This window comes from Ottowia thiooxydans (assembly GCF_040548795.1).
GTDB classification, from domain to species: domain Bacteria; phylum Pseudomonadota; class Gammaproteobacteria; order Burkholderiales; family Burkholderiaceae_C; genus Ottowia; species Ottowia thiooxydans_A.
Map to the genome: position 1 here is coordinate 52,356 of NZ_JBEPSH010000008.1, position 20,317 is coordinate 72,672.

At 57.8% G+C, this 20,317-nt stretch carries 20 protein-coding genes and 1 other RNA gene; 11 read left to right on the top strand and 10 right to left on the bottom strand.

From position 1 onward, the window contains the following. Positions 1-15 precede the first annotated feature (15 nt). Positions 16-774 (top strand): alpha/beta fold hydrolase, encoded by a 759-nt coding sequence (locus ABIE13_RS19510; RefSeq protein ID WP_354446533.1) that lies wholly within the window; start codon positions 16-18, stop codon positions 772-774. A 574-nt stretch (positions 775-1,348) separates the two neighbouring features. Here ABIE13_RS19510 and ABIE13_RS19515 read toward each other — a convergent pair. The 10 genes from ABIE13_RS19515 to ompA form a co-directional block, all read right to left on the bottom strand. Beyond that, a complete protein-coding gene (locus ABIE13_RS19515) occupies positions 1,349-1,519 on the bottom strand; it encodes a hypothetical protein (RefSeq protein ID WP_354446535.1) in 171 nt (56 codons plus the stop codon). Continuing rightward, positions 1,516-1,947, bottom strand: coding sequence for a MarR family winged helix-turn-helix transcriptional regulator (locus tag ABIE13_RS19520; RefSeq protein ID WP_354446537.1), 432 nt, complete (start codon positions 1,945-1,947; stop codon positions 1,516-1,518). The genes ABIE13_RS19515 and ABIE13_RS19520 overlap by 4 nt, the downstream gene beginning before the upstream one ends. Continuing rightward, positions 1,944-2,294, bottom strand: a complete 351-nt coding sequence (locus tag ABIE13_RS19525) for a GIY-YIG nuclease family protein (RefSeq protein WP_354446539.1) — start codon at positions 2,292-2,294, stop codon at positions 1,944-1,946. Before ABIE13_RS19525 ends, ABIE13_RS19520 begins: the two co-directional genes overlap by 4 nt. 41 nt (positions 2,295-2,335) lie before the next feature. Further along, positions 2,336-2,545, bottom strand: a complete 210-nt coding sequence (locus ABIE13_RS19530) for a hypothetical protein (RefSeq protein ID WP_354446541.1) — start codon at positions 2,543-2,545, stop codon at positions 2,336-2,338. Positions 2,546-3,003: 458 nt separating this feature from the next. Further along, positions 3,004-3,379, bottom strand: a transfer-messenger RNA (tmRNA) gene (gene ssrA / locus ABIE13_RS19535). Between the two features lie 34 nt (positions 3,380-3,413). Continuing rightward, positions 3,414-4,079, bottom strand: a complete 666-nt coding sequence (locus tag ABIE13_RS19540; protein WP_354446543.1) for an HAD family hydrolase — start codon at positions 4,077-4,079, stop codon at positions 3,414-3,416. A gap of 2 nt (positions 4,080-4,081) precedes the next feature. Next, positions 4,082-4,798, bottom strand: coding sequence for a bifunctional 2-polyprenyl-6-hydroxyphenol methylase/3-demethylubiquinol 3-O-methyltransferase UbiG (ubiG, locus tag ABIE13_RS19545; protein WP_436278447.1), 717 nt, complete (start codon positions 4,796-4,798; stop codon positions 4,082-4,084). 69 nt (positions 4,799-4,867) lie between these two features. Beyond that, positions 4,868-6,148 (bottom strand): hypothetical protein, encoded by a 1,281-nt coding sequence (locus ABIE13_RS19550; RefSeq protein ID WP_354446545.1) that lies wholly within the window; start codon positions 6,146-6,148, stop codon positions 4,868-4,870. Then, positions 6,139-6,600 carry a hypothetical protein gene (locus tag ABIE13_RS19555; protein WP_354446547.1) on the bottom strand — a complete coding sequence of 154 codons (462 nt, stop codon included), beginning with the start codon at positions 6,598-6,600 and terminating at the stop codon, positions 6,139-6,141. The genes ABIE13_RS19550 and ABIE13_RS19555 overlap by 10 nt, the downstream gene beginning before the upstream one ends. Before the next feature lie 138 nt (positions 6,601-6,738). Beyond that, complete coding sequence (gene ompA / locus ABIE13_RS19560) at positions 6,739-7,407, bottom strand: outer membrane protein OmpA (RefSeq protein ID WP_354446549.1); 669 nt, start codon at positions 7,405-7,407, stop codon at positions 6,739-6,741. Between the two features lie 236 nt (positions 7,408-7,643). On the opposite strand from ompA, the gene gyrA reads away from it, so the two are divergent. From gyrA to ABIE13_RS19610, 10 genes are all read left to right on the top strand, one after another. Beyond that, on the top strand, positions 7,644-10,307 hold the full coding sequence (gyrA, locus tag ABIE13_RS19565; RefSeq protein ID WP_354446551.1) for a DNA gyrase subunit A: 2,664 nt from the start codon (positions 7,644-7,646) through the stop codon (positions 10,305-10,307). A 15-nt stretch (positions 10,308-10,322) separates the two neighbouring features. Continuing rightward, positions 10,323-10,895 (top strand): DUF2059 domain-containing protein, encoded by a 573-nt coding sequence (locus ABIE13_RS19570; RefSeq protein WP_354446553.1) that lies wholly within the window; start codon positions 10,323-10,325, stop codon positions 10,893-10,895. Positions 10,896-10,998: 103 nt separating this feature from the next. Beyond that, on the top strand, positions 10,999-12,105 hold the full coding sequence (gene pheA, locus ABIE13_RS19575; RefSeq protein ID WP_354446555.1) for a prephenate dehydratase: 1,107 nt from the start codon (positions 10,999-11,001) through the stop codon (positions 12,103-12,105). Beyond that, entirely contained in the window at positions 12,098-12,973 is an 876-nt protein-coding gene (locus ABIE13_RS19580; protein WP_354446557.1) for a prephenate dehydrogenase, read from the top strand. Before pheA ends, ABIE13_RS19580 begins: the two co-directional genes overlap by 8 nt. 199 nt (positions 12,974-13,172) lie before the next feature. Next, positions 13,173-15,179 (top strand): bifunctional 3-phosphoshikimate 1-carboxyvinyltransferase/cytidylate kinase, encoded by a 2,007-nt coding sequence (locus ABIE13_RS19585; protein WP_354447136.1) that lies wholly within the window; start codon positions 13,173-13,175, stop codon positions 15,177-15,179. Positions 15,180-15,432: 253 nt separating this feature from the next. Next, positions 15,433-17,118, top strand: coding sequence for a 30S ribosomal protein S1 (gene rpsA, locus ABIE13_RS19590; RefSeq protein WP_354446559.1), 1,686 nt, complete (start codon positions 15,433-15,435; stop codon positions 17,116-17,118). A 104-nt stretch (positions 17,119-17,222) separates the two neighbouring features. Further along, a complete protein-coding gene (locus ABIE13_RS19595; protein ID WP_354447138.1) occupies positions 17,223-17,573 on the top strand; it encodes an integration host factor subunit beta in 351 nt (116 codons plus the stop codon). Between the two features lie 53 nt (positions 17,574-17,626). After that, positions 17,627-17,965 (top strand): LapA family protein, encoded by a 339-nt coding sequence (locus ABIE13_RS19600; protein WP_354446561.1) that lies wholly within the window; start codon positions 17,627-17,629, stop codon positions 17,963-17,965. After that, on the top strand, positions 17,955-19,115 hold the full coding sequence (lapB, locus tag ABIE13_RS19605; RefSeq protein WP_354446563.1) for a lipopolysaccharide assembly protein LapB: 1,161 nt from the start codon (positions 17,955-17,957) through the stop codon (positions 19,113-19,115). The genes ABIE13_RS19600 and lapB overlap by 11 nt, the downstream gene beginning before the upstream one ends. 147 nt (positions 19,116-19,262) lie before the next feature. After that, positions 19,263-20,291, top strand: a complete 1,029-nt coding sequence (locus ABIE13_RS19610) for a recombination-associated protein RdgC (RefSeq protein WP_354446565.1) — start codon at positions 19,263-19,265, stop codon at positions 20,289-20,291. The last annotated feature ends 26 nt before the right edge of the window (positions 20,292-20,317 follow it).

Genomic DNA, 20,317 nt, shown 5'->3' on the forward strand with positions numbered 1-20,317 from the left:
AACGAAAGACGGTACATGACTCAACCTGTCATGCTAATTCACGGCTACAACGACACTGCGGCCATCTGGCAACCGTTGATCAGCGTCCTCAATGCCGCATGCCAAAACGGTGCACCCACCGCCGCGCATCTCTGCGTGCATTCTGTTCAGTTGGCAAAAACTCCGTCGAGAGCATCAGCAGACTCTGCCACGCTGCTTGAGCAATTCTGCGAACAGGTCGAACAAGCCATCCGAGGAGTGCAGACTCCTGGCAGCTATCCCTGGATTTTGGTAGGCCATAGCATGGGTGGAGCAATCGCAGAGTTAATCACCGAACGCGCCAAGGTAAATATCGGCGAGCTGATTCTGCTCACGCCTGCACCCCTCGCAGGCGTACCACTGGACGAAGCCACCATGTCCCGCTTTCAGAGCGGATTTCTCGAGCCAAACCTGCAACGCGCCAGAGCCGTCCGTGCAGCAATGTCCGTTAATTTGAGCGAAGCGGACATCGATCTCCTGGTCAACGCCAGTGCCCAACTGGAGCCTGAACTGCTGTACCAGCAGTTGACAGCATGGACCGGTGGCCACCCTGCCGGGCGAAGCCCGTCAACTATTGCATGCGACGTAACGGTAGTCACGACGGAAGATCGCTTCTTCACCCAAGAGATGTTGAAGCATATGGCCAAGAGGTTTGTGAATGGTCGTACCGTCCATATCCCGCAAGCGGGTCACTGGGTGCACCGTGAACAGCCGGAGGCCGTGGCGCAACTCATACAGGACGCCAGGAGGCACTGAGCGGCGGCAGTGCTCAAACGGCAGTCAGGGATAGGGAACCCCAGGTACAGCAAAAGCCAGCGCGGCCGCAAATAGTCGAAAGCACCGCTTAGAACGTAGCTTTTAGCCGACCGGGGCAGTCTCCACCCTCCTGGTATTAGCGAAAACTATCGAGTTCCGAGCAACTTACTTCGCCCAACAGTGACTTGAGAGCATCCCTACAAGCAGATCAAAGACGCTTGAATCGTGGTATGCGCTGATGGTTTTCATGCCAACCTAATATAGGAGATTTCGTCGTACTTTCTACAAACCCCCGCGAGTATTCTGCTGCCCAATGGGCTCATGTGCAATCGATACGTGAGTCCAGACGAGGCGGAGAAGAATATGCGTGGTGCCGCAAGTCCGAAGCTACCTTGAACCGTGGTAACCCGCCAGAGCGGTACGCCCTGCGGGAGTCAACCCGAGTACGAGAGCCGTCTGCTGAGGCTCTTCCACGCCAATGTCTGGCAACTCCACCAGAAGATGACTGCTGCATTCAGCACTCTCAACTTATCTATCTTAGACATGTCTGAGACCTTCAATGGAAACTCCTTGTTCAATCTCGGCCAGCAGTTCCATGGGCACAGTGATTCTCCTCAAGACTTCGATACAAGTTAGCGTGGATGTGCTCGTTGACGGGAACGGTGTCGACCACACCCCTTTCACACACCACCAGGCTGTGCAAGTCGCTGCGTGCCCGGTAGATTTTCGCGATAGCTTTGCTCATGAGAGTGCTAAGGTTGGCGTGCATGCAAGTGTTACCAGTGCGGCGGAAACCATCTCAACTGCTGAGGGAGCGATTGATTCGACGGCTTCGGTGCAAATACTATCGGCAGTCTCGCGTGCCGAGTTCACCAACGCAAGCCCGGCTGGGCGAAGGACGGCCTGACGGAATCCAGTCGCACCTTCGCGCACCACAAGGCCAATCTTTTCGAGCATGATCAACTGACGCAGCACCGACGATTGGGGCTGACCAAGCGGACGCACGAGTTCCGGAATGCTGACCCGACCACCGTCCGCTTGCGCGAGCAAATTCAGTAGCGCAAAATCATTGAAACTGATGCCATGGTGTATGCCCAACTCATCATCGAGCTTGAATTGCAGGCTGGCGTGGGCACGGTGCAGCGCCAAACAGAAACCAAGATTCGTATTCATCGAGGTTCGTTCCGGAGTTGGTCGTAACCGAATTCGCCGACACAAGGGATTTCCTGGCGCCACAGGCTAACTAGCATTTCCAATTCTCGTGCGGCGTTAAACGCTGGATCTTCGCTCGGTTTGACCATGTCGAGCACGTCGAAGAGAAAGTTGCTCTCTCCATGCTTGACCCAGTCCTGCGCAAGCCTCGCATTGCGATGCTGTCCATGCTGCAGTTCAAAACGATGCCGGTTAAGTGTGCCTTGAACGTTCGTACTTCCTGCAACCAATGCCCGGCCCGTGATCTGGTTACGGATCGCATATACGCCTGCTCGGGTTTTCGTCTCCAGATACTGTTGTTTCTGCATTTTCCTGTTTGTCATCATTAATCCTTTTTATCTCAAATGAGTCACTGCGCAAGCGATGGCACTTCTACCAACGGCAGCGGATAAGCCAGGTACCTGGCGTCATCGCGAACGTCGGTCGTCCAAGCTGAGGGCTGTTGGCGGAACTTTGCCGCGCCGTGTTTCACAGCTAATGCATTGATCGGCAAGCTGCCAGAGGCAATGCGCTTGTGGCCGTTGAAGCTGGTGTAGGAAGGAGTAGCGGTATCAATCACAGTGAGGTCGCCCTTGAATTGGATGAGCGAATAATATCCGGGCTAAATTATCTTGTCAATAATGCCCGGGTTAAATTTCAACTACAGTGCTTCTATGACTGGCGCATCGGCGTTGCCAGAGCCTCCCTTTTTTGCTCGACAAAACCGAAGTCGATCATGTGCCTTCCCTCGTAATCAAGCAAAGTTCAGTTCGAGGACAGGCGCAATCGGGGCGTGGATGCAATCTCGGCACGAACGATTTCGTCATGCTCGCTCACTGGTTTCCACACGTCGCGCTGCTGCTGGGCGTACGCAGGGTTCAGGAGCTTATTGGCTCCGCATAGTCAGCAGGCGCGGCTTTCATCCATCGGCATTCGGCGGCGATGATGGCCAGCTCGCAGCAGGGCTTACACCCACAGGTATGCGCCCAAGAAAAAAGGCGTTCACCGGATGTCAGTGAACGCCTTTAGACGTTGTAATGGTGGAGCTGGGGGGATTTGAACCCCCGTCCGCAAACCTTCCTCGCGCAGATCTACATGTTTAGCGTTCTGATTTAAATCTCGCTATTCGGATCGCGCAGGCGCACGCTATCCGAACGGCCAGTACCCTTGAATCTCACTTGCATCCAAGGCACCCGGATACAAGCCAGCCCATGTAGTTATCCTCGCAGCCGGGAGGTCTTGCGACCCCCTTGCCCAGCCCATCGGCCTGCTGTTGCGAGGCTCGTCGCTAATTAAGCGGCGAGTGCGAAACGTTCGTCGTTTGCAGTTAGTTTGTTTGAATCTGTTTTACGAGCGCACTCAGCTCGACATGCACCACTGCGATTCCAACCCACGTCGAAACCAATGCAGCCCCGTGTAGGACCTATTTTAAGCCTATTCCTGAAATTTCAAGAGAGCAATGACAACAACTCTTCAGGATGCGTGATGATGGCATCAGCTTTCCACAAAGTGACGTCAGCATCGGCTCCCAAATAGCCATAGTGCGCGGCCACGGTGCGTACGCCCGCAGCCTTTCCTGCGACGATGTCGCGCGCATCATCGCCTACATAAATGCACTCTTTTGCCTCGAAACCGGTACGGCGCATGGCCTCCAGAATCGGTTCAGGGTGGGGTTTGGCATGCGGCGTGGTGTCCCCGCAAACAATGGTGGCAGCGCCCGTGAAAAGTGGCATGGTCGCCGTCAGGGGATAGGTAAATCGCTCACCTTTGTTGGTGACCACACCCCAGGTCACCTGACGCGTACTCAAAGTGCCCAGCAGTTCGGGAACACCATCAAAAATAGAGGTGTTGCGGGTCATGCGGCGTTCGTAGTTGTTGAGGAATTCCTCTCGCATGGCCCCGTAGGCCTCATCGGCAGGCGTCAACCCGAACGCAACACTCAGCATGCCCCGGGCGCCTGAACCAGCCACGCAGCGGTACAAGTCCAGTGGCAAAGATGGCATGCCGCGGGCTATGCGCATTTCATCTGCAGCCAAACCAAGATCAGGTGCGCTGTCGATCAAGGTTCCATCCAGATCAAACAGGACGCAGCGAACGCCGTCAAAGGCCGCCATAACTACGCTCCCTCCGCTACGCGGCGCGTGGCCAGCATGTAGTTCACGCTGGTGTCTGCTGTCAGTGAATAGCGGCGGGTGATGGGGTTGTATTCCAGGCCGCGGCTGTTTGCAGGTGTCAACGCCGCATCGCGGCAAAAGCGGGAGAGTTCGCTGGGGCGAATCAGCCTGGCGTATTCGTGCGTGCCACGTGGCACCAGGTTCAGGACATATTCGGCGCCGATGATGGCCATGAGGAAGGACTTGGGGTTGCGGTTGATGGTGGAGAAAAACACCCATCCCCCCGGCTTGACCAAAGTGGCACAGGCCCGCACGATGGACTCAGGGTCCGGAACGTGTTCCAGCATCTCCATGCATGTCACCACATCGAATTGAGCAGGACTCTCTGCTGCCAGGGCCTCCGCGGCGACAGAACGGTATTCAATGTTGGGGGTTTGGGCCTCAAGCGCGTGCAACTGAGCCACCTTCAGCGACTTATCAGCCAGATCGACTCCCAATACGTGCGCCCCCTTGCGAGCCATGGAGTCAGCCAGAATTCCGCCGCCGCAGCCGACATCCACCACGCGTGCACCTTTAAGTGGGCACAAGCCATCAATCCAGCCAAGGCGCAGCGGGTTGATTTGGTGCAACGGAGCAAATTCCCCTTCCAAATCCCACCAACGATGCGCCAGTGAAGAGAATTTTTCCAGCTCAGCTGGGTCGACGTTTGCTTGAGTCATACCGGACATTGTCCCATGCACCCACCGCCTCCTGCCACTGGCTACAAACAGGTCTGTGCGGCGCGCTTTTCAGGGCTTGAGCTGATGCATTCGCGCAAACGCTGATCGCTCTCGATCCACATCTTTATGGGTGATACAAGCTTTGGGTGCCGGCTCATTTCGAGCACTCCAATAGGCTTTGTACGCCTGGCTCTGATAGGGGTCGGCCACCACATAGCCGGTTTTCTCAGGGCAACTGGCGGTATCCGCACAATCGCGCCAGGTTGCTGCATAGACGACTCTGCCATCACGCGTGAGCCCTGGGAACGCGCTGGCCAGCACGCGGTGGCGAGCATGTTCCAGAGGGATGGTCAGGCGCAACGATCTATCAAATACGTAGACGTGGCCGACATCGCTGTAGGTGAGCCAGGCCGGTTGGCCTTCTGCTCCTGGGAAACCGAAAACGGCCTTGCTGGGCGAAAAACCAAGATCTGCACGCGAATCGCAAGCTTGATCCTTGCTCATTGGATCTTTCGCAAGGCCGTAGACCCGCATGGAGGGCTGGCCCGAGGCAGGTATCTGTGGTATTGCGGAAAACTCGTATCCATCGACCGAAATCATAGGCAGCGCATAGACGTTGCCATCGGTCGATTGGCGGTTTTGGCAGATGAATTGAGCGCCGGTGGTGCGTGCAATCCGGGCCGAGCGCCCGTCATCCTTGATTTCCAGGGTGGTCAACTGAAGGGGCCCCACGCCTTGATTGTCTGAATTGGCATCTTGGGGCCAACTCAAGGAACGTATATAGATAGGTGCTGAGTGGCCTTCCACGGCGGCCCCGTTGGCAGTGGCAGTGGCAGTGGCAGTGGCAGTGGCAGTGGCAGTGGCAGGCGACAATTCCGAAGCGGCCGCGTAAAAGCCAGTCATTCCCCCCTTGAACAGGGGGCGCGCCTCTGTCTGCTTGGCCAGCACGTCCGAGAAGCGGTAATGCTCGCCTGAAATATCGACCAGGTAACGCCAACTCCCTTGAACAGGAAAAGCCTCGTTCGAAAATGGCGTTCTGTAAGCTTTGACAGCGCCCTTGTCTCCTGCCGGCAACTCCATCAGGCTGACCTTGCCTAGTTGCGCGCCGGAATACGATCTCAGAATAAAGCGCCCGTCGGGGCTGATACGCTCATAGGTTCCCAATGCAGGCAATCCATTGGAATCAGCTCCAACTTCGCGGGCATCGAGCGGATAGTAGGCCAAGGAAGGAATGCATGCGTCACCACTTTGGGCCCATACCGCCGGAGCTGAGAACCCCGTCAATAAAACAAAAGCTTTCAAAAGGTGGCAACCCCATGGTTTCGGCTGCAACAAATCGTTCAACAGCATGCGGTTGCTTCCAATTGCGCAGTGCGGGAGTGCAACACTTCTAGCCAGGCAGCGTCTGGCATGACGCCCAGGATGGGCCAGGGATGTGTCTTTCCACAGTGAATAACGAGGCTGGAGGGAATGTGATTGAGGGCGCCAAACGCGGTGGCCTGGATTTCATTGATCGCAGGCATGTTTAGGAGTTCCGTGTCCTTACTGGCTTGCACGGCCTCTTTCCATTCAGCCAGAGGCACGCGGGGGTCTCTAAGGCCTGTTACCTGATAACCGGCGTCTTGGGCGGCCTTCTTCATTCGCCGCCACTCTTGCAATGCGTAGGGCATTCGAGGTGAAAGCACCACCATGACCGTGGTTTGGGCCTTCGCATCTTGTTCTTTATAGGGCGGAGGGCAGCCCACTTTAGGCTCTGCCGCGGCCAAAAGCGTGGCAGATATCCAAAAAAAAGGACTGATCAACAGCATTTTCTAGTTTGGCAAACGAGGCAGAGTTCTCAGCGCCATATAAGTTTGAAGCAAACATGAAAAAAGCCTTGGGAGCAGATAGCTCCCAAGGCTTCTTGAAATCTTGTAAGAACGGCGGACCGTTCTCGAAGATTAGTTAGCGCGTGTACCGACGACTTCGATTTCCACGCGGCGGTTCTTAGCGCGGCCTTCGGCAGTGCGGTTGTCAGCCACTGGCTGAGTTTCGCCTTTGCCTTCAGTGTAGATGCGGTTGCGCTCGATGCCTTTGGAGACCAAGTAGGCCTTCACAGCTTCAGCACGACGCACCGACAGGCGCTGGTTGTAAGCGTTGGAGCCCACGGAGTCGGTGTGACCAACAGCGATGATGACTTCCAGGTTGATGCCTTTGACTTTACCGATCAGGTCGTCAAGCTTGGCGCGGCCTTCTGGCTTGAGCACAGACTTGTCGAAGTCAAAGAATGCATCAGCAGCGTAGGTCACTTTGCTGGCTGCTACTGGAGCAGGAGCTGGTGCTGGAGCTGGAGCAGCGGCTGGAGCAGCAGCTGGTGCTGGTGCTGGTGCAGCAGCTGGAGCCGGTGCTGGAGCAGCAGCTGGTTGCAGCGCGCCATCGCAGCCAGGGGCAGCGGTAGCAGGTGTCCAGTTGGCATCACGCCAGCACAGTTCGTTTGTGCCGTTCTTCCAGATCAGGTTGCCGTGAGCATTGCGCCAGTTAGCAGAATTGATCGTTGAGCCGGCAGCGAAGGCGGAACCAGCCACGGTTGCAACAGCGAACATGATCGCTACTTTGTTCAGTTTCTTCATGGTTCTCCTCATGGGAAAAAAACCGCAGCCGGGCTGCGAAAAATCGGACGCTTCAAGTGACCACCACCAAAAACGTTGAGACGATTGTGCCACACGAGATCGCGCAATCGCCCCAGAACGAGCGCCCTAGCGGTCTGACACACGTGGATTTCAATCGATATGTTGCTTTGGTGCGACAGCACAATGAGCCTAGAATCAACGCCTTTCGCGCATAGCACGGCCCGGTCCAATTAAATATGACATCATTCGCCAAAGAGACACTCCCCATCAGCCTTGAAGAGGAGATGCGGCGGAGTTACCTCGATTACGCCATGAGCGTGATCGTGGGCCGCGCACTGCCTGATGCGCGTGACGGCCTCAAACCTGTCCACCGGCGGGTGCTTTTCTCCATGCACGAGGCCAATAACGTCTGGAACCGGCCCTATGTGAAGTGCGCGCGCGTCGTAGGAGACGTTCTGGGCCGCTTTCACCCCCACGGAGACTCCGCCACTTATGAAGCGCTGGTTCGCATGGCACAGGATTTCTCCCTGCGCCACACGCTGATCGACGGTCAGGGCAACTTTGGCTCCATTGATGGCGACAACGCGGCGGCCTACCGTTATACGGAGTGCCGACTGGAGAAGATCGCCTCCGAAATCCTGGCCGACATCGACAAGCAAACCGTCGACATGGTGCCTAACTATGACGGCAAGGAACTCGAGCCCACAGTTTTGCCTACGCGGCTGCCCGCCCTGCTGATCAACGGCTCCGGGGGCATTGCAGTGGGTATGGCGACCAACATTCCGCCGCATAACCTGAATGAGGTGGTGGACGCCTGCCTTCATTTGCTGCATCAGCCAGAGGCGACGATTGACGAGCTGATGGAGATCATTCCGGCACCTGATTTTCCGACCGGCGGCATTATCCACGGCATCAATGGCGTGAAGGACGGCTACCGCACGGGTCGTGGCCGAGTGGTCATGCGCGCCAAGGCTCACTTCGAGGACATCGACAAGGGTCAGCGCCAGTGCATCGTGATCGACGAGATCCCCTACCAGGTCAATAAGAAGACCCTGCAGGAGCGCATGGCCGAACTGGTGCACGAGAAAAAGCTCGAAGGCATCAGCCACATCCAGGATGAGTCGGACAAGTCAGGCATGCGCCTGGTGATCGAACTCAAGCGGGGTGAAGTGCCTGAGGTCGTGCTGAACAATCTGTACAAACAGACTCAGCTGCAAGATACCTTCGGCATCAACATGGTGGCGCTGGTGGACGGCCAGCCCAAGCTGTGCAACCTGAAAGAGCTGCTGCAGGTGTTCCTGCAACACCGCCGCGAGGTGGTGACTCGCCGCACAGTGTTTGATTTGCGTAAGGCCCGAGAACGTGGCCACGTGCTCGAAGGCCTGGCCGTGGCGCTAGGGAATATCGACGAATTCATCCGCATCATCCGCAACGCCCCTACGCCGCCCGTCGCCAAGGCCGAGCTGATGACTCGCAGCTGGGACAGCAAGCTGGTGCGCGAAATGCTCACCCGCACACGGGAAGACGGTGCCACGATCAGTGCAGATGATTACCGCCCCGAGGGCTTGGAGCGCGATTACGGCCTGCAGACCGACGGGATGTATCGCCTCTCTGATACACAGGCGCAAGAGATTCTGCAGATGCGCCTGCAACGCTTGACGGGCCTTGAGCAGGACAAGATTGTTGTTGAATACAAAGAGGTGATGAGCGTCATCGAAGATCTGCTCGATATTCTTGCCAAACCTGGCCGCGTTTCCACCATCATTACAGACGAGCTCACCGCCCTGAAAACCGAGTTCGGGCAAACGAAAGAAGGCGCACGTCGCTCCATCGTTGAACACAACGCGCAGGATCTGGCCACCGAGGATCTGATCACGCCTACCGACATGGTGGTCACGCTCAGCCACACCGGCTATATCAAGAGCCAACCTCTCAACGAATACCGTGCGCAAAAACGAGGCGGCCGAGGCAAGCAGGCCACGGCAACCAAGGAAGATGACTGGATCGATCAACTCTTCATCGCCAATACGCACGACTATATTTTGTGCTTCTCCAATCGTGGACGCTTGTACTGGCTCAAGGTCTGGGAAGTGCCCTCCGGCTCTCGTGGGTCACGCGGACGGCCTATCGTCAATATGTTCCCGCTGGCCGAGGGTGAAAAGATCAACGTCGTGCTTCCGCTGACGGGAGAAGCGCGCAGCTTCCCGGACAATCGCTATATCTTCATGGGCACTTCTATGGGCACCGTGAAAAAGACCGCGCTCTCCGAGTTCAGCAATCCCCGCAAGGCGGGCATCATTGCAGTGGACCTGGATGAAGGGGACTTTCTGATTGGTGCCGCCCTGACCGACGGTGCACATGACGTGATGCTGTTCTCCGACGGCGGCAAGGCCGTGCGTTTCGATGAAAATGACGTTCGCCCTATGGGCCGAAACGCGCGCGGTGTACGTGGCATGCAACTGGATGAAACCCAGCGAGCCATTGCCATGTTGGTAGCCGTCGCCGAGACTGGTGACGAAAATGCGGAACCATCTGCAAGAACCAGCGTCTTAACTGCTACCGAGAACGGTTACGGAAAGCGCACCAACATTACAGAGTACACACGCCACGGGCGTGGCACAAAAGGCATGATCGCCATTCAGCAGAGCGAGCGCAACGGCAAAGTGGTGGCTGCCACGCTGGTTTGCGTGGATGATGAGATCATGTTGATCACTGACAAGGGTGTGCTCGTACGTACCCGAGTCGCCGAAATTCGCGAAATGGGCCGCGCCACGCAAGGCGTGACGCTCATATCGCTGGATGACGGCGCACAGCTCAGCGGCCTGCAACGCATTGTTGAAAACGATGCTCAGGAGGCTGCTACCGATGAATCCGAATCCTCAGAAAACACTCCGGAGTAAACCTTGAAAAAACCCATGGCACAAATCTCTCTCGCCGCCATTTTTGCGCTGTCGTGCGCCTTTGCCCTGCCCGCAGCGGCACAAGGCAGCGACGCCAAGCGCGCCTTGGCCGCAAAAGTCTCGCAGATCCAACAAAAATCCGACAGCGGAGCCTTGGCTGAGCAGTTGACAGCCAGTGCTGTGCAACCTGTGATCGCTGCCTGGTCCCAGCGCCTGGACGAGACCGTGCCTCCTGCTCGTCAGAAAGAAGTGCGCGACCGCCTGGACGTGGAACTGAAAAAATTCGCTGACACCACGCAAAAAGCCATTGAAGGCCAGACCGCCAAGGCTGCCGAAGCCACTTTGGTCCCCATGCTGATGGAAAAACTCTCGGAAGATGAGCTGAAGACCATCGTGGCCTACCTTGAATCCCCTGCCGCGGCCAAATTCCAGGCCCTGGGTTCAGATGCCACCAATGCATGGGCCAAAAAAGTGATCGAGGCCACACGTACACCGGTTGAGAACGCCGCCAAATCGTTCGACGCCGCAGCCAATCGCATCGTCAATGCGCCAGCGCCAAGCGCACCAGCGGCTGGTGCCAAGAAGTAAGCACTACCCGTAATTCGCTTCACGCGCCGCGCAAGTGTTTTCACGCTTGCGCGGCGTTGCCGTGTACGATCGGCCCGTTTCAGCTCTCCTTGCCTCAAGCGCTATGAATTCGACCCCTGTGCAATCAGATGCCCTGGCCCGCTTGCGAGTCCAGATCGACAGCCTGGACTCCCAATTGCTTTCGCTGCTGAACCAGCGTGCGAAGGTTGCAGAGGAAGTTGGCGAACTCAAACGCCATGAGGGCACGCCGTTTTTCCGCCCAGACCGGGTTGCGCAGGTTATCGCCAAGATTCAGAGAGCCAATGCGGGTCCCTTACTGAACCAGCACGTGGGGGCCATCTGGCGCGAGATCATGTCCGCCTGCCTGGCACTGGAAGTACCTCAGCGAGTGGCGGTGCTGGGACCAGAAGGCACGTTCACCGAGCAAGCCGCCGTCGAGTTCTTCGGCAGCGCTGCCAATTTGATTCATTGCGCCACCTTTGATGAGGTGTTTCACGCGACCGCCGCAGGCACCGCCCAGTTCGGCGTGGTGGCGGTTGAAAATTCCACCGAAGGTGTGGTCGCCCGGACATTCGATCTATTCAGGCACACCCCTGTCCATATCGTGGGCGAAGTCAGCCTGCTGGTGCGGCACAACCTGCTGCGCCAAACCCCTGGCTTGGAAGGCATTGAAGTGGTGATGGCACACCCGCAGGCACTGATGCAGTGCCAGGGGTGGCTTAGCGCGCATCTGCCCAATGCAGAGCGCCGCGCCGTCTCCAGCAACGCGGAGGGTGCTCGTCTGGCGGCTGGCAATCCGGCCTGGGCAGGAATTGCCAGCGAGCGGGCTGCCGCGCAGTTCGGCCTGCACATCGTGACACACGCCATTCAGGATGAAGCCTACAACCGCACCCGGTTTGCCGTGATCTGCCTGCCGCAGACCTTGGGCATGCCTGAGGCTTCGGGCAAGGACTGCACCAGCATCGTGGTGTCGGTGCCCAATACCCCCGGCTCGGTACACGACATGCTGACCCCGCTGAAAAAGCACGGCGTCAGCATGACCCGCTTTGAATCGCGGCCCGCCAAATCAGGCCAATGGGAATACTATTTCTACATTGACCTCGCCGGCCATCCTGCTCAGCCTCATGTAGCAGCGGCGCTGGCTGAATTGCAGCAACTGTGTGCCTTCTACAAGGTGCTTGGCGCCTATCCGCTGGCCCAAGATGTTTGAGCAATTAGGGTTGATAGGGTGCGGCCTCATGGGCGGCTCGTTTGCCCTGGCCATGAAGCGCGCAGGCCTGGTTCGCCGTGTCGTCGGCTACAGCAAATCGCCCTCAACCACGGAGCGCGCGCGCCAGCTCGGCGTGATCGATGTGGAAGCTCCCTCGGCATTGCTGGCGGTATCAGGCGCAGACCTGGTGCTCCTGGCCGTGCCTGTGGCAGCGACGGAGTCGACGCTCAAAGCCATCCGGCACCTCATCAATCCTGACGTTCTGATCATGGACGTTGGCTCCACAAAGCGTGATGTCGTAGACGCTGCACGCCGGGTCCTCAAGAAGGACGTTGGCGTGTTTGTTCCATGCCACCCGGCCACCGGTCGCGAAGTATCTGGCGTGGAGAATGCTGACGCAGACCTCTACACCGGCAGGCAAGTGGTTCTGACGCCCATCGAACGCACACGAACTGTCCAGTTGGAGCAAGCAGAGGCTCTCTGGCGTGGGCTAGGCTGCCCGGTCGTGCGTATGTCGCCTGAGACGCACGACGCCGCATTCGCAGCCATCAGCCATCTTCCCCATTTGCTGGCCTTTGCACTGATGAATGCCATCACCAGCCAGGAACAAGGCTCCCAGTTTCTTTCACTCGCAGGTCCGGGGTTTCGCGATTTCAGCCGCATTGCCGCGAGCGACTCGGAAATGTGGCGCGATATTCTGATTGCCAACCGGGAAGAGCTTTCCGCGCAACTGGGCCATTTCCAGCGCGAACTGGGCGTACTTCAAAAAGTCATCGACGGTGGGCAGTCTGAAGACTTGCAGCGTCTGATTGCACGCGCCAGCCTCACCCGAGCCAATTGGCGCCTCGCTTCCGGCGCCTCAGACTGAGAAGGTGTAAACGAATCCTCCATGCCCGCCTTGACCCTCGAAAACCACTCCCTCCGCGTTGCCTACGCCGGCCGCACAAATGCTCGCCGTAGCACAAGCTACGCCTGTGCTTTGCGCCTTGATCGAGCGGCTTTCGATGGCCCTTTCGGGCACGGTGGATTCATTCACACCTTCTGAAACTAACCTCTTCGTTCCCAACGTGTTCGACACCGAGTTCCTTGATATCCCCGCCTTGGCTGCGGCCAGCGGCACCGTGCGCCTTCCTGGCTCCAAAAGCATTTCGAACCGCGTTCTGTTGCTGGCTGCGCTTTGCCAAGGCACCACGGTGGTCCACGACCTGCTCGACTCTGACGACACCCGGGTCATGCTCCAGGCTCTGCGCCAACTCGGCTGTGGCGTTGCACTTGAGGGAACGCGGGCTGTCATAGACGGGATTGGCGGCCAACTACCCCAGCGTCAGGCCAAGCTCTTTCTTGGCAATGCAGGCACGGCCATGCGTCCCCTGACCGCCGCATTGGCGGTCTTGGGTGGCGACTACGAACTGAGTGGCATTGCGCGCATGCACGAGCGGCCCATTGGTGACCTCGTGGATGCACTGCGCGCCCTGGGGTGCCACATTGACTACACCGGACAACCGGGATTTCCGCCTCTTCACATTGGCGAGCCCACCCTGAAGCTGGATGCTCCAGTGCCTGTGCGGGGCGATGTTTCCAGCCAATTTCTAACTGCCCTGCTCCTGGCCCTCCCCCTGGCGGCGGGCAGAACTGGTGCTTCCGACATCGTCATAGAGGTCGTCGGCGAGTTGATTTCGCGCCCTTATGTGGAAATCACTCTCAAATTGATGGCGCGCTTTGGCATAGAGGTCAAACGCCAGGACTGGCAGCGCTTCGTCATCCCAGCGGGTAGCCGCTACCAATCTCCGGGAGAAATCCACGTCGAGGCCGATGCCTCGTCTGCCAGCTACTTTATCGCCCTGGGGGCGATCGCGTCCGACACCAGCGGCGGCCAGACAGGTGTGCGCATAGAGGGCGTGGGCCAGGAGTCGATTCAGGGTGATATTCGTTTCGTGGAAGCGGCAGCGCTGATGGGCGCCCAAGCGAAGAGCGGGCCCAACTGGCTTGAGGTCTCACGTGGCAGTTGGCCGCTCAAGGCCATTGACCTCGACTGCAACCATATTCCAGATGCAGCCATGACGCTCGCGGTCATGGCTCTTTACGCAGACGGTCCCAGCATTTTGCGCAATATTGCCAGTTGGCGCGTGAAGGAGACGGACCGCATTGCGGCCATGGCCAAAGAGCTCAGAAAACTGGGTGCCGAAGTGCAAGAAGGCCCAGATTTCATTCGTATCACCCCGCCGCTAGCTTGGCGCGCAGCCAGTCTTCACACCTACGACGACCATCGCATGGCCATGTGTGGTTCGCTTGCAGCGTTCAACCCCGCTGGCTTGCCGGTCAGAATCGAAGACCCCAAATGCGTTGCGAAGACGTTTCCCGAGTATTTTGAGACTTTGTTCGGGGTGACAAGAGTGGCCGCTTCCGTGCCCGTCATCTGCATAGACGGCCCCACTGCCTCCGGCAAGGGCACTCTGGCAGGCGAGTTGGCCAAACGGCTGGGCTATCACTACCTTGATTCCGGGGCGCTCTACCGCCTGACCGCATTTGCAGCCCGTCAGCAGAATTTCGAGCTGGATGCCGCGCACGAGGCGCTCATTGCCGACATGGCGAGAAAACTGCCGGTTCGCTTTGAGTCGGGAAACATCTGGCTTGCGGGCCAAGACGTGACCGAGGCCATCCGGACAGAAGCCGCTGGAATGGATGCTTCGCGCGTTTCAGCGTTGCCAGGCGTACGTCAAGCGCTATTAGATCTGCAGCGCAGCTTTGCACGCCTTCCCGGTCTGGTGGCCGACGGCCGAGACATGGGCACCGTCATCTTCCCACAGGCTCCCTTGAAGGTTTATCTCACCGCAGATGCCGCGCAGCGCGCCGAGCGACGCCATAAGCAATTGATTTCCAAGGGAATTGAGGTTAAAATTTCGACCCTTCGCGCCGATTTGGAGGCGCGCGACGAGCAGGATAAGAGCCGCTCAGCCGCGCCCTTGAAACCTGCGCAAGACGCTTTGCTGCTGGATAACTCCAGTTTGACCATAGAAGCTTCGGTCAATCAGGTGTTTGATTGGTGGCAAGCGCGACAGCCTTTTGCAACCTGATTTCAGGGCATCTGGCCTGTCGACCGATTCGCGTGAGCTCACGCGTCAAGCAGTGCGCGGTTTGGATTCTTAGTCATCTGAGCCTTGCATTTTTAGTCCACCGGCTTTTCTGCCGCGCCTTGCGTGGCAGTCAAGTTGGGTGTTTTTCAAAACCTAACCGCGGTTATTTGCCGCACCCCATCCGCAGGTAGCCTTCACAAACGCTGGCAATTTCGCCAACGTAAATCCTGCTCGCGGATTTCAGGAAAACTTAATGTCCGAATCTTTTGCCGCCCTGTTCGAAGAATCCCTGCAACGCACAGAAATGCGCCCAGGCGAAGTCATCACTGCTGAAGTGGTGCGTGTCGAACACAACTTTGTCGTCGTCAATGCTGGGCTGAAATCCGAAGCCTACATTCCAATCGAAGAATTCAAGAACGACCAGGGCGAAGTCGAAGTCGAGCCAGGTGCATTTGTGCCTGTGGCCATCGGCTCCATCGAAAACGGCTACGGCGACACCATTCTGAGCCGTGACACCGCCAAGCGCCTGGCTTCCTGGCTGGCGCTCGAGAAAGCTCTCGAGTCTGGCGATTTCGTCACTGGCACTACCAGCGGCAAAGTCAAGGGCGGCCTCACCGTTCTGGTCAACGGCATCCGTGCCTTCCTGCCAGGCTCGCTGGTCGATACACGTCCTACCAAGGATCTGACTCCCTACGAGAACAAAACTCTGGAGTTCAAGGTCATCAAGCTGGACCGCAAGCGCAACAACGTCGTGCTGTCACGCCGTGCTGTGGTCGAGGCAAGCATGGGCGAAGAGCGCGCCAAGCTGATGGAAACGCTGAAAGAAGGCGCCATCGTTCACGGCGTGGTCAAGAACATCACCGAGTACGGCGCATTCGTCGACCTGGGTGGCATTGACGGCCTGCTGCACATCACCGACATGGCATGGCGCCGTGTTCGCCACCCTTCCGAAGTGGTTACTGCCGGTCAAGAAATCACCGCCAAGATCCTCAAGTTCGACACCGAGAAAAACCGTGTCAGCCTGGGTCTCAAGCAAATGGGTGATGACCCATGGATGGGCGTCAGCCGCCGCTACCCACAAGGCACCCGCATGTTCGGCAAGGTCACCAACATCGCCGACTACGGCGCGTTTGTTGAGCTGGAGCCAGGCATCGAAGGCTTGGTGCACGTGTCCGAAATGGACTGGACCAACAAGAACGTTGCTCCTTCCAAAATCGTGTCACTGGGTGACGAAGTCGAAATCATGGTTCTGGAAATCGACGAAGACAAGCGTCGCATCTCCCTGGGCATGAAACAGTGCCGTGCCAACCCATGGCAAGAGTTCGCGCAAAACACCAAGCGTGGCGACCGCGTCAAAGGCCCGATCAAGTCGATCACCGACTTCGGCGTGTTCGTGGGTCTGGCTGCCGGTATCGACGGTCTGGTGCACCTGTCCGACCTGTCCTGGAACGAAACTGGCGAAGCCGCTGTTCGTAACTACAAAAAGGGCCAGGAAGTCGAAGCTATCGTTCTGGCCGTCGATGTCGACCGCGAGCGTATCAGCCTGGGCATCAAACAGCTCGACCAAGACCCGTTCACCACTTTTGTGACCGTGAACGACAAAGGTCAAGTGGTTTCCGGCAAGGTCAAGACTGTGGATGCACGTGGCGCAGAGATCGATCTGGGCAACGACATTCTGGGTTACCTGCGTGTTTCCGAAATCAGCCGCGACCGCGTGGAAGATGCCAGCCAAGTGCTGAAAGTCGGCGACGAAGTGACTGCTGTGGTCGTGAACGTTGATCGCAAGACACGCAACATCCAGTTGTCTGTCAAAGCCAAAGACGCTGTCGACCAACAAGAAGCCATGCAAACGCTGAGCCAGCAATCCTCTCGCGAGCATGCTGGTACCACCAGCCTGGGCGCTCTGCTGCGCGCCAAACTGGACTCCAGCGACAAGTAATCAGCCCACCCCCGAAGCGCCTCCAACGGCGCTTCCTTCAACGTAGCTTCGCATCTTTAGCCGCAAGCTGAAGTTCGGGGCTCGTTGAAGAGACGGGGGAGCTGATTCGAACGGGACGCCAACTTTGGCGTCCTGACGCCGAATCACACATGACTCGATCAGATCTTGTTGAATTACTGGCCGAGCGTTTTGGCCAGCTGACGCACCGCGATGCAGAAGCGGCTGTGAAGACCATACTGGATTCCATGAGTGACGCACTTACGCGCGGACACCGCATCGAAGTCCGGGGGTTTGGCAGTTTCTCTATCAATCGCCGCGCACCTCGTCTGGGGCGCAACCCGCGTACTGGTGAAAGCGTGCAAATTCCGGAGCGACGTGTACCGCATTTCAAGCCTGGCAAAGCCTTGCGTGAAACCATCGGAGCACAGTCCGTCGATACAGAAGATAACGCTTAAGGTTAAATAGCATTTTCATGGCATAGAATCTTTCCTGCTCAGGAAGACTAGTCATGATCAGGCTCACCCGGCTGCTGAAGTGGATACTGAAGGCAGCCATTTTTTTTGCACTCTTCGCTTTCGCGCTGAATAATCAGCACGATGCCACTGTGCACCTGCTGTTCGGTCATCAATGGCGCGGCCCCATGATGCTGATCGTGCTGGCGGCCTTTGCGCTTGGCGTGGTCGTTGGCGTATTGGGTATGTTGCCTGGCTGGTGGAAACGCCCGGCCCCCGCAGCCCGTTCTGCACCGCCAACTGCCGTAGCCAATGCAGCACCCGTGGCGACGTCCACCGGCGCCGCTACCCGAGCAGACAGCTCATCGCTAACTTCTCCACCGCATGGAATTTGATATCACCTGGATGTTGCTGGGCTTGCCGATCGCATTCGCGCTTGGCTGGCTGGCTTCGCGGTTGGACTTACGCCAGCTTCGTATAGAAAACAGGCAGGCGCCCAAGGCCTATTTCAAGGGGCTGAACCATCTGCTGAATGAGCAGCAGGATCAGGCTATTGATGCGTTCATTGAAGCCGTTCAGAAAGACCCGGATACCTCGGAGTTGCATTTTGCGCTGGGCAACCTGTTTCGCCGCCGGGGCGAATATGAACGCGCCGTACGCGTCCACGAACACTTGCTCTCACGTGCTGACCTTGCCAAGAGTGACCGTGAACGCGCACAACACGCGCTATCCCTTGATTTCCTGAAAGCCGGTCTGCTCGACAGGGCCGAAGATGCCCTGCGCAAGCTGGACGGCACACGCTTTCAGGAACAAGCTTGGCTTACTTTGCTGGCTATCTACGAACGCTCTCGTGAATGGCCGCAAGCGGCTGAAACGGCACAGCGGCTTCAGCAGTCAGGACATGGTGACTTCGCAAGCCGCCTTGCTCACTATCTGTGTGAACAGGCTGCGACTGCTCTGGTCCGCGCCAAAGACCCTGCGAGCGCACGCACCCTGCTGCAAAAGGCCATCAACGATGCGCCTCAAGCCGCCAGGCCACGCATTCAGCTGGCCGCCCTGCTGGCCGGCCAGGGAGATCAAGCCGGGGCTTTCGAGCTACTTGAAAGCGTGCAGAAATATGCACCCCAGGCCTTACCGCTTGTAGCCGCAGAATTGCTTCGCACAGCCCAGGCCAGCGGACAGAACCAGCGAGCGCTTGCGCTGCTTACGCAAAGCCATGAAGAATTTCCTTCTCTTGACGTCGCCGAAGCCATTGTTCAAGCTGAGTTGGCTGCCGGTACCCCCGCCGAAGAGGCCCGCCAGTGGTACATACGGCACATGCAGCAGGAACCATCTCTGATTGCTGCCGCTCGGTGGTTAGCCCACGAGCCCTTTGCACACGAACAGGCCCACCCGACCGTCCAGCAATCACTGGACCACGCCGCTCGGCCACTGGCCCGTTACCGGTGTGCCGCCTGCGGATTCGAGGCCCAGGCTTATTTTTGGCAGTGCCCAGGCTGTCAGGCTTGGGATAGCTTTCCACCGCGTCGCATCGAAGAGCTTTAAGAACGTGTCTACGATATCTATGCAAAATTGCCAGCGTGGAATGTAAGCACATGACAAGAGGACACATTTGTCCCTTGTTCAACCCATATTCTGGCTAAGATGCCGGTCCGGGCCCATTGGGGCCGTTTCATGACAGGTTGATTTCCCGTGTTCAAGAATCTGATGCTGTACCGCCTTGGCCCTGCTTGGCCCCAGACGGCAGCGCAACTCGAAGAAGCGCTGGCTGCAGAGCCTTTCGTCGCGTGTGGCGCCACGCAGCAAAAATCAAGCGGCTGGGTACCTCCCCGTGGCCATGAGCATGGTGCTTTGGTGGAAACAGTAGCTGGTCAATGGATCGCCAGGTTGGCCATTGAAACCAGAGCTGTGCCCGGCGAGGCCGTCAAGCGCAAGACTCAAGAAGCCATAGAACATATTGAGAAGACCACAGGTCGCAAGCCAGGCAAGAAAGAAGCCAAGGATCTCCGCGACGATGCGCTTCTCTCACTCCTTCCACAGGCCTTTCCGCGAATCGGCCAGGTGACCCTGTGGATCGACCCGGAAAACCGTTGGCTGGTACTCGACGCCAGCGCGCAGGGCAAAGCTGACGAGATCATCAGCAGCTTATCGCGTGTGTCCGGCCAGGGTTTCACGGTGAGCTTGCTCCAGACCAAACTCTCTCCACAGGCAGCCATGTCTACCTGGCTTTCCGCGGAATCGGCGGAAGAGCTTCCCGAGGCATTTCATGTTGAACGCGAGTGCGAACTCAAAGGCAGCGGAGAAGAGCCGGCGGTCGTCAAGTTCAGCCGGCATGATCTGGCCACTGACGAGGTGCGCCAGCACATCCGGGAAGGCAAGCTACCCACACGGCTGGCGCTAGGCTGGCAAGGCCGAGTGGGCTTTACGCTCACACAAACGCTTCAATTGAAAAAGATAGCCTTTCAGGAAGGGGTTTTCGAGGAAGGCACCAAAGATAAGGACGAAGACCGTTTTGATGCGGACGTTGCCTTGTCTACCGGTGAACTCGGCGCTTTGATTCCAGAACTGATCGAGGCCTTGGGCGGAGAAGCAGAGCCCGGCGCTCTTGACGTCAATGCGCCTGCTGCACCGGCGAAGGCACCCCCAGCTTCAGCACCACAGGCGTCTTCCGATCAGGCACTGGCCCAGCCGGTGGCTGACGACGAAGATCCACCGTTTTAAGCTGCCAACGCTGAGAGCGGCCAACC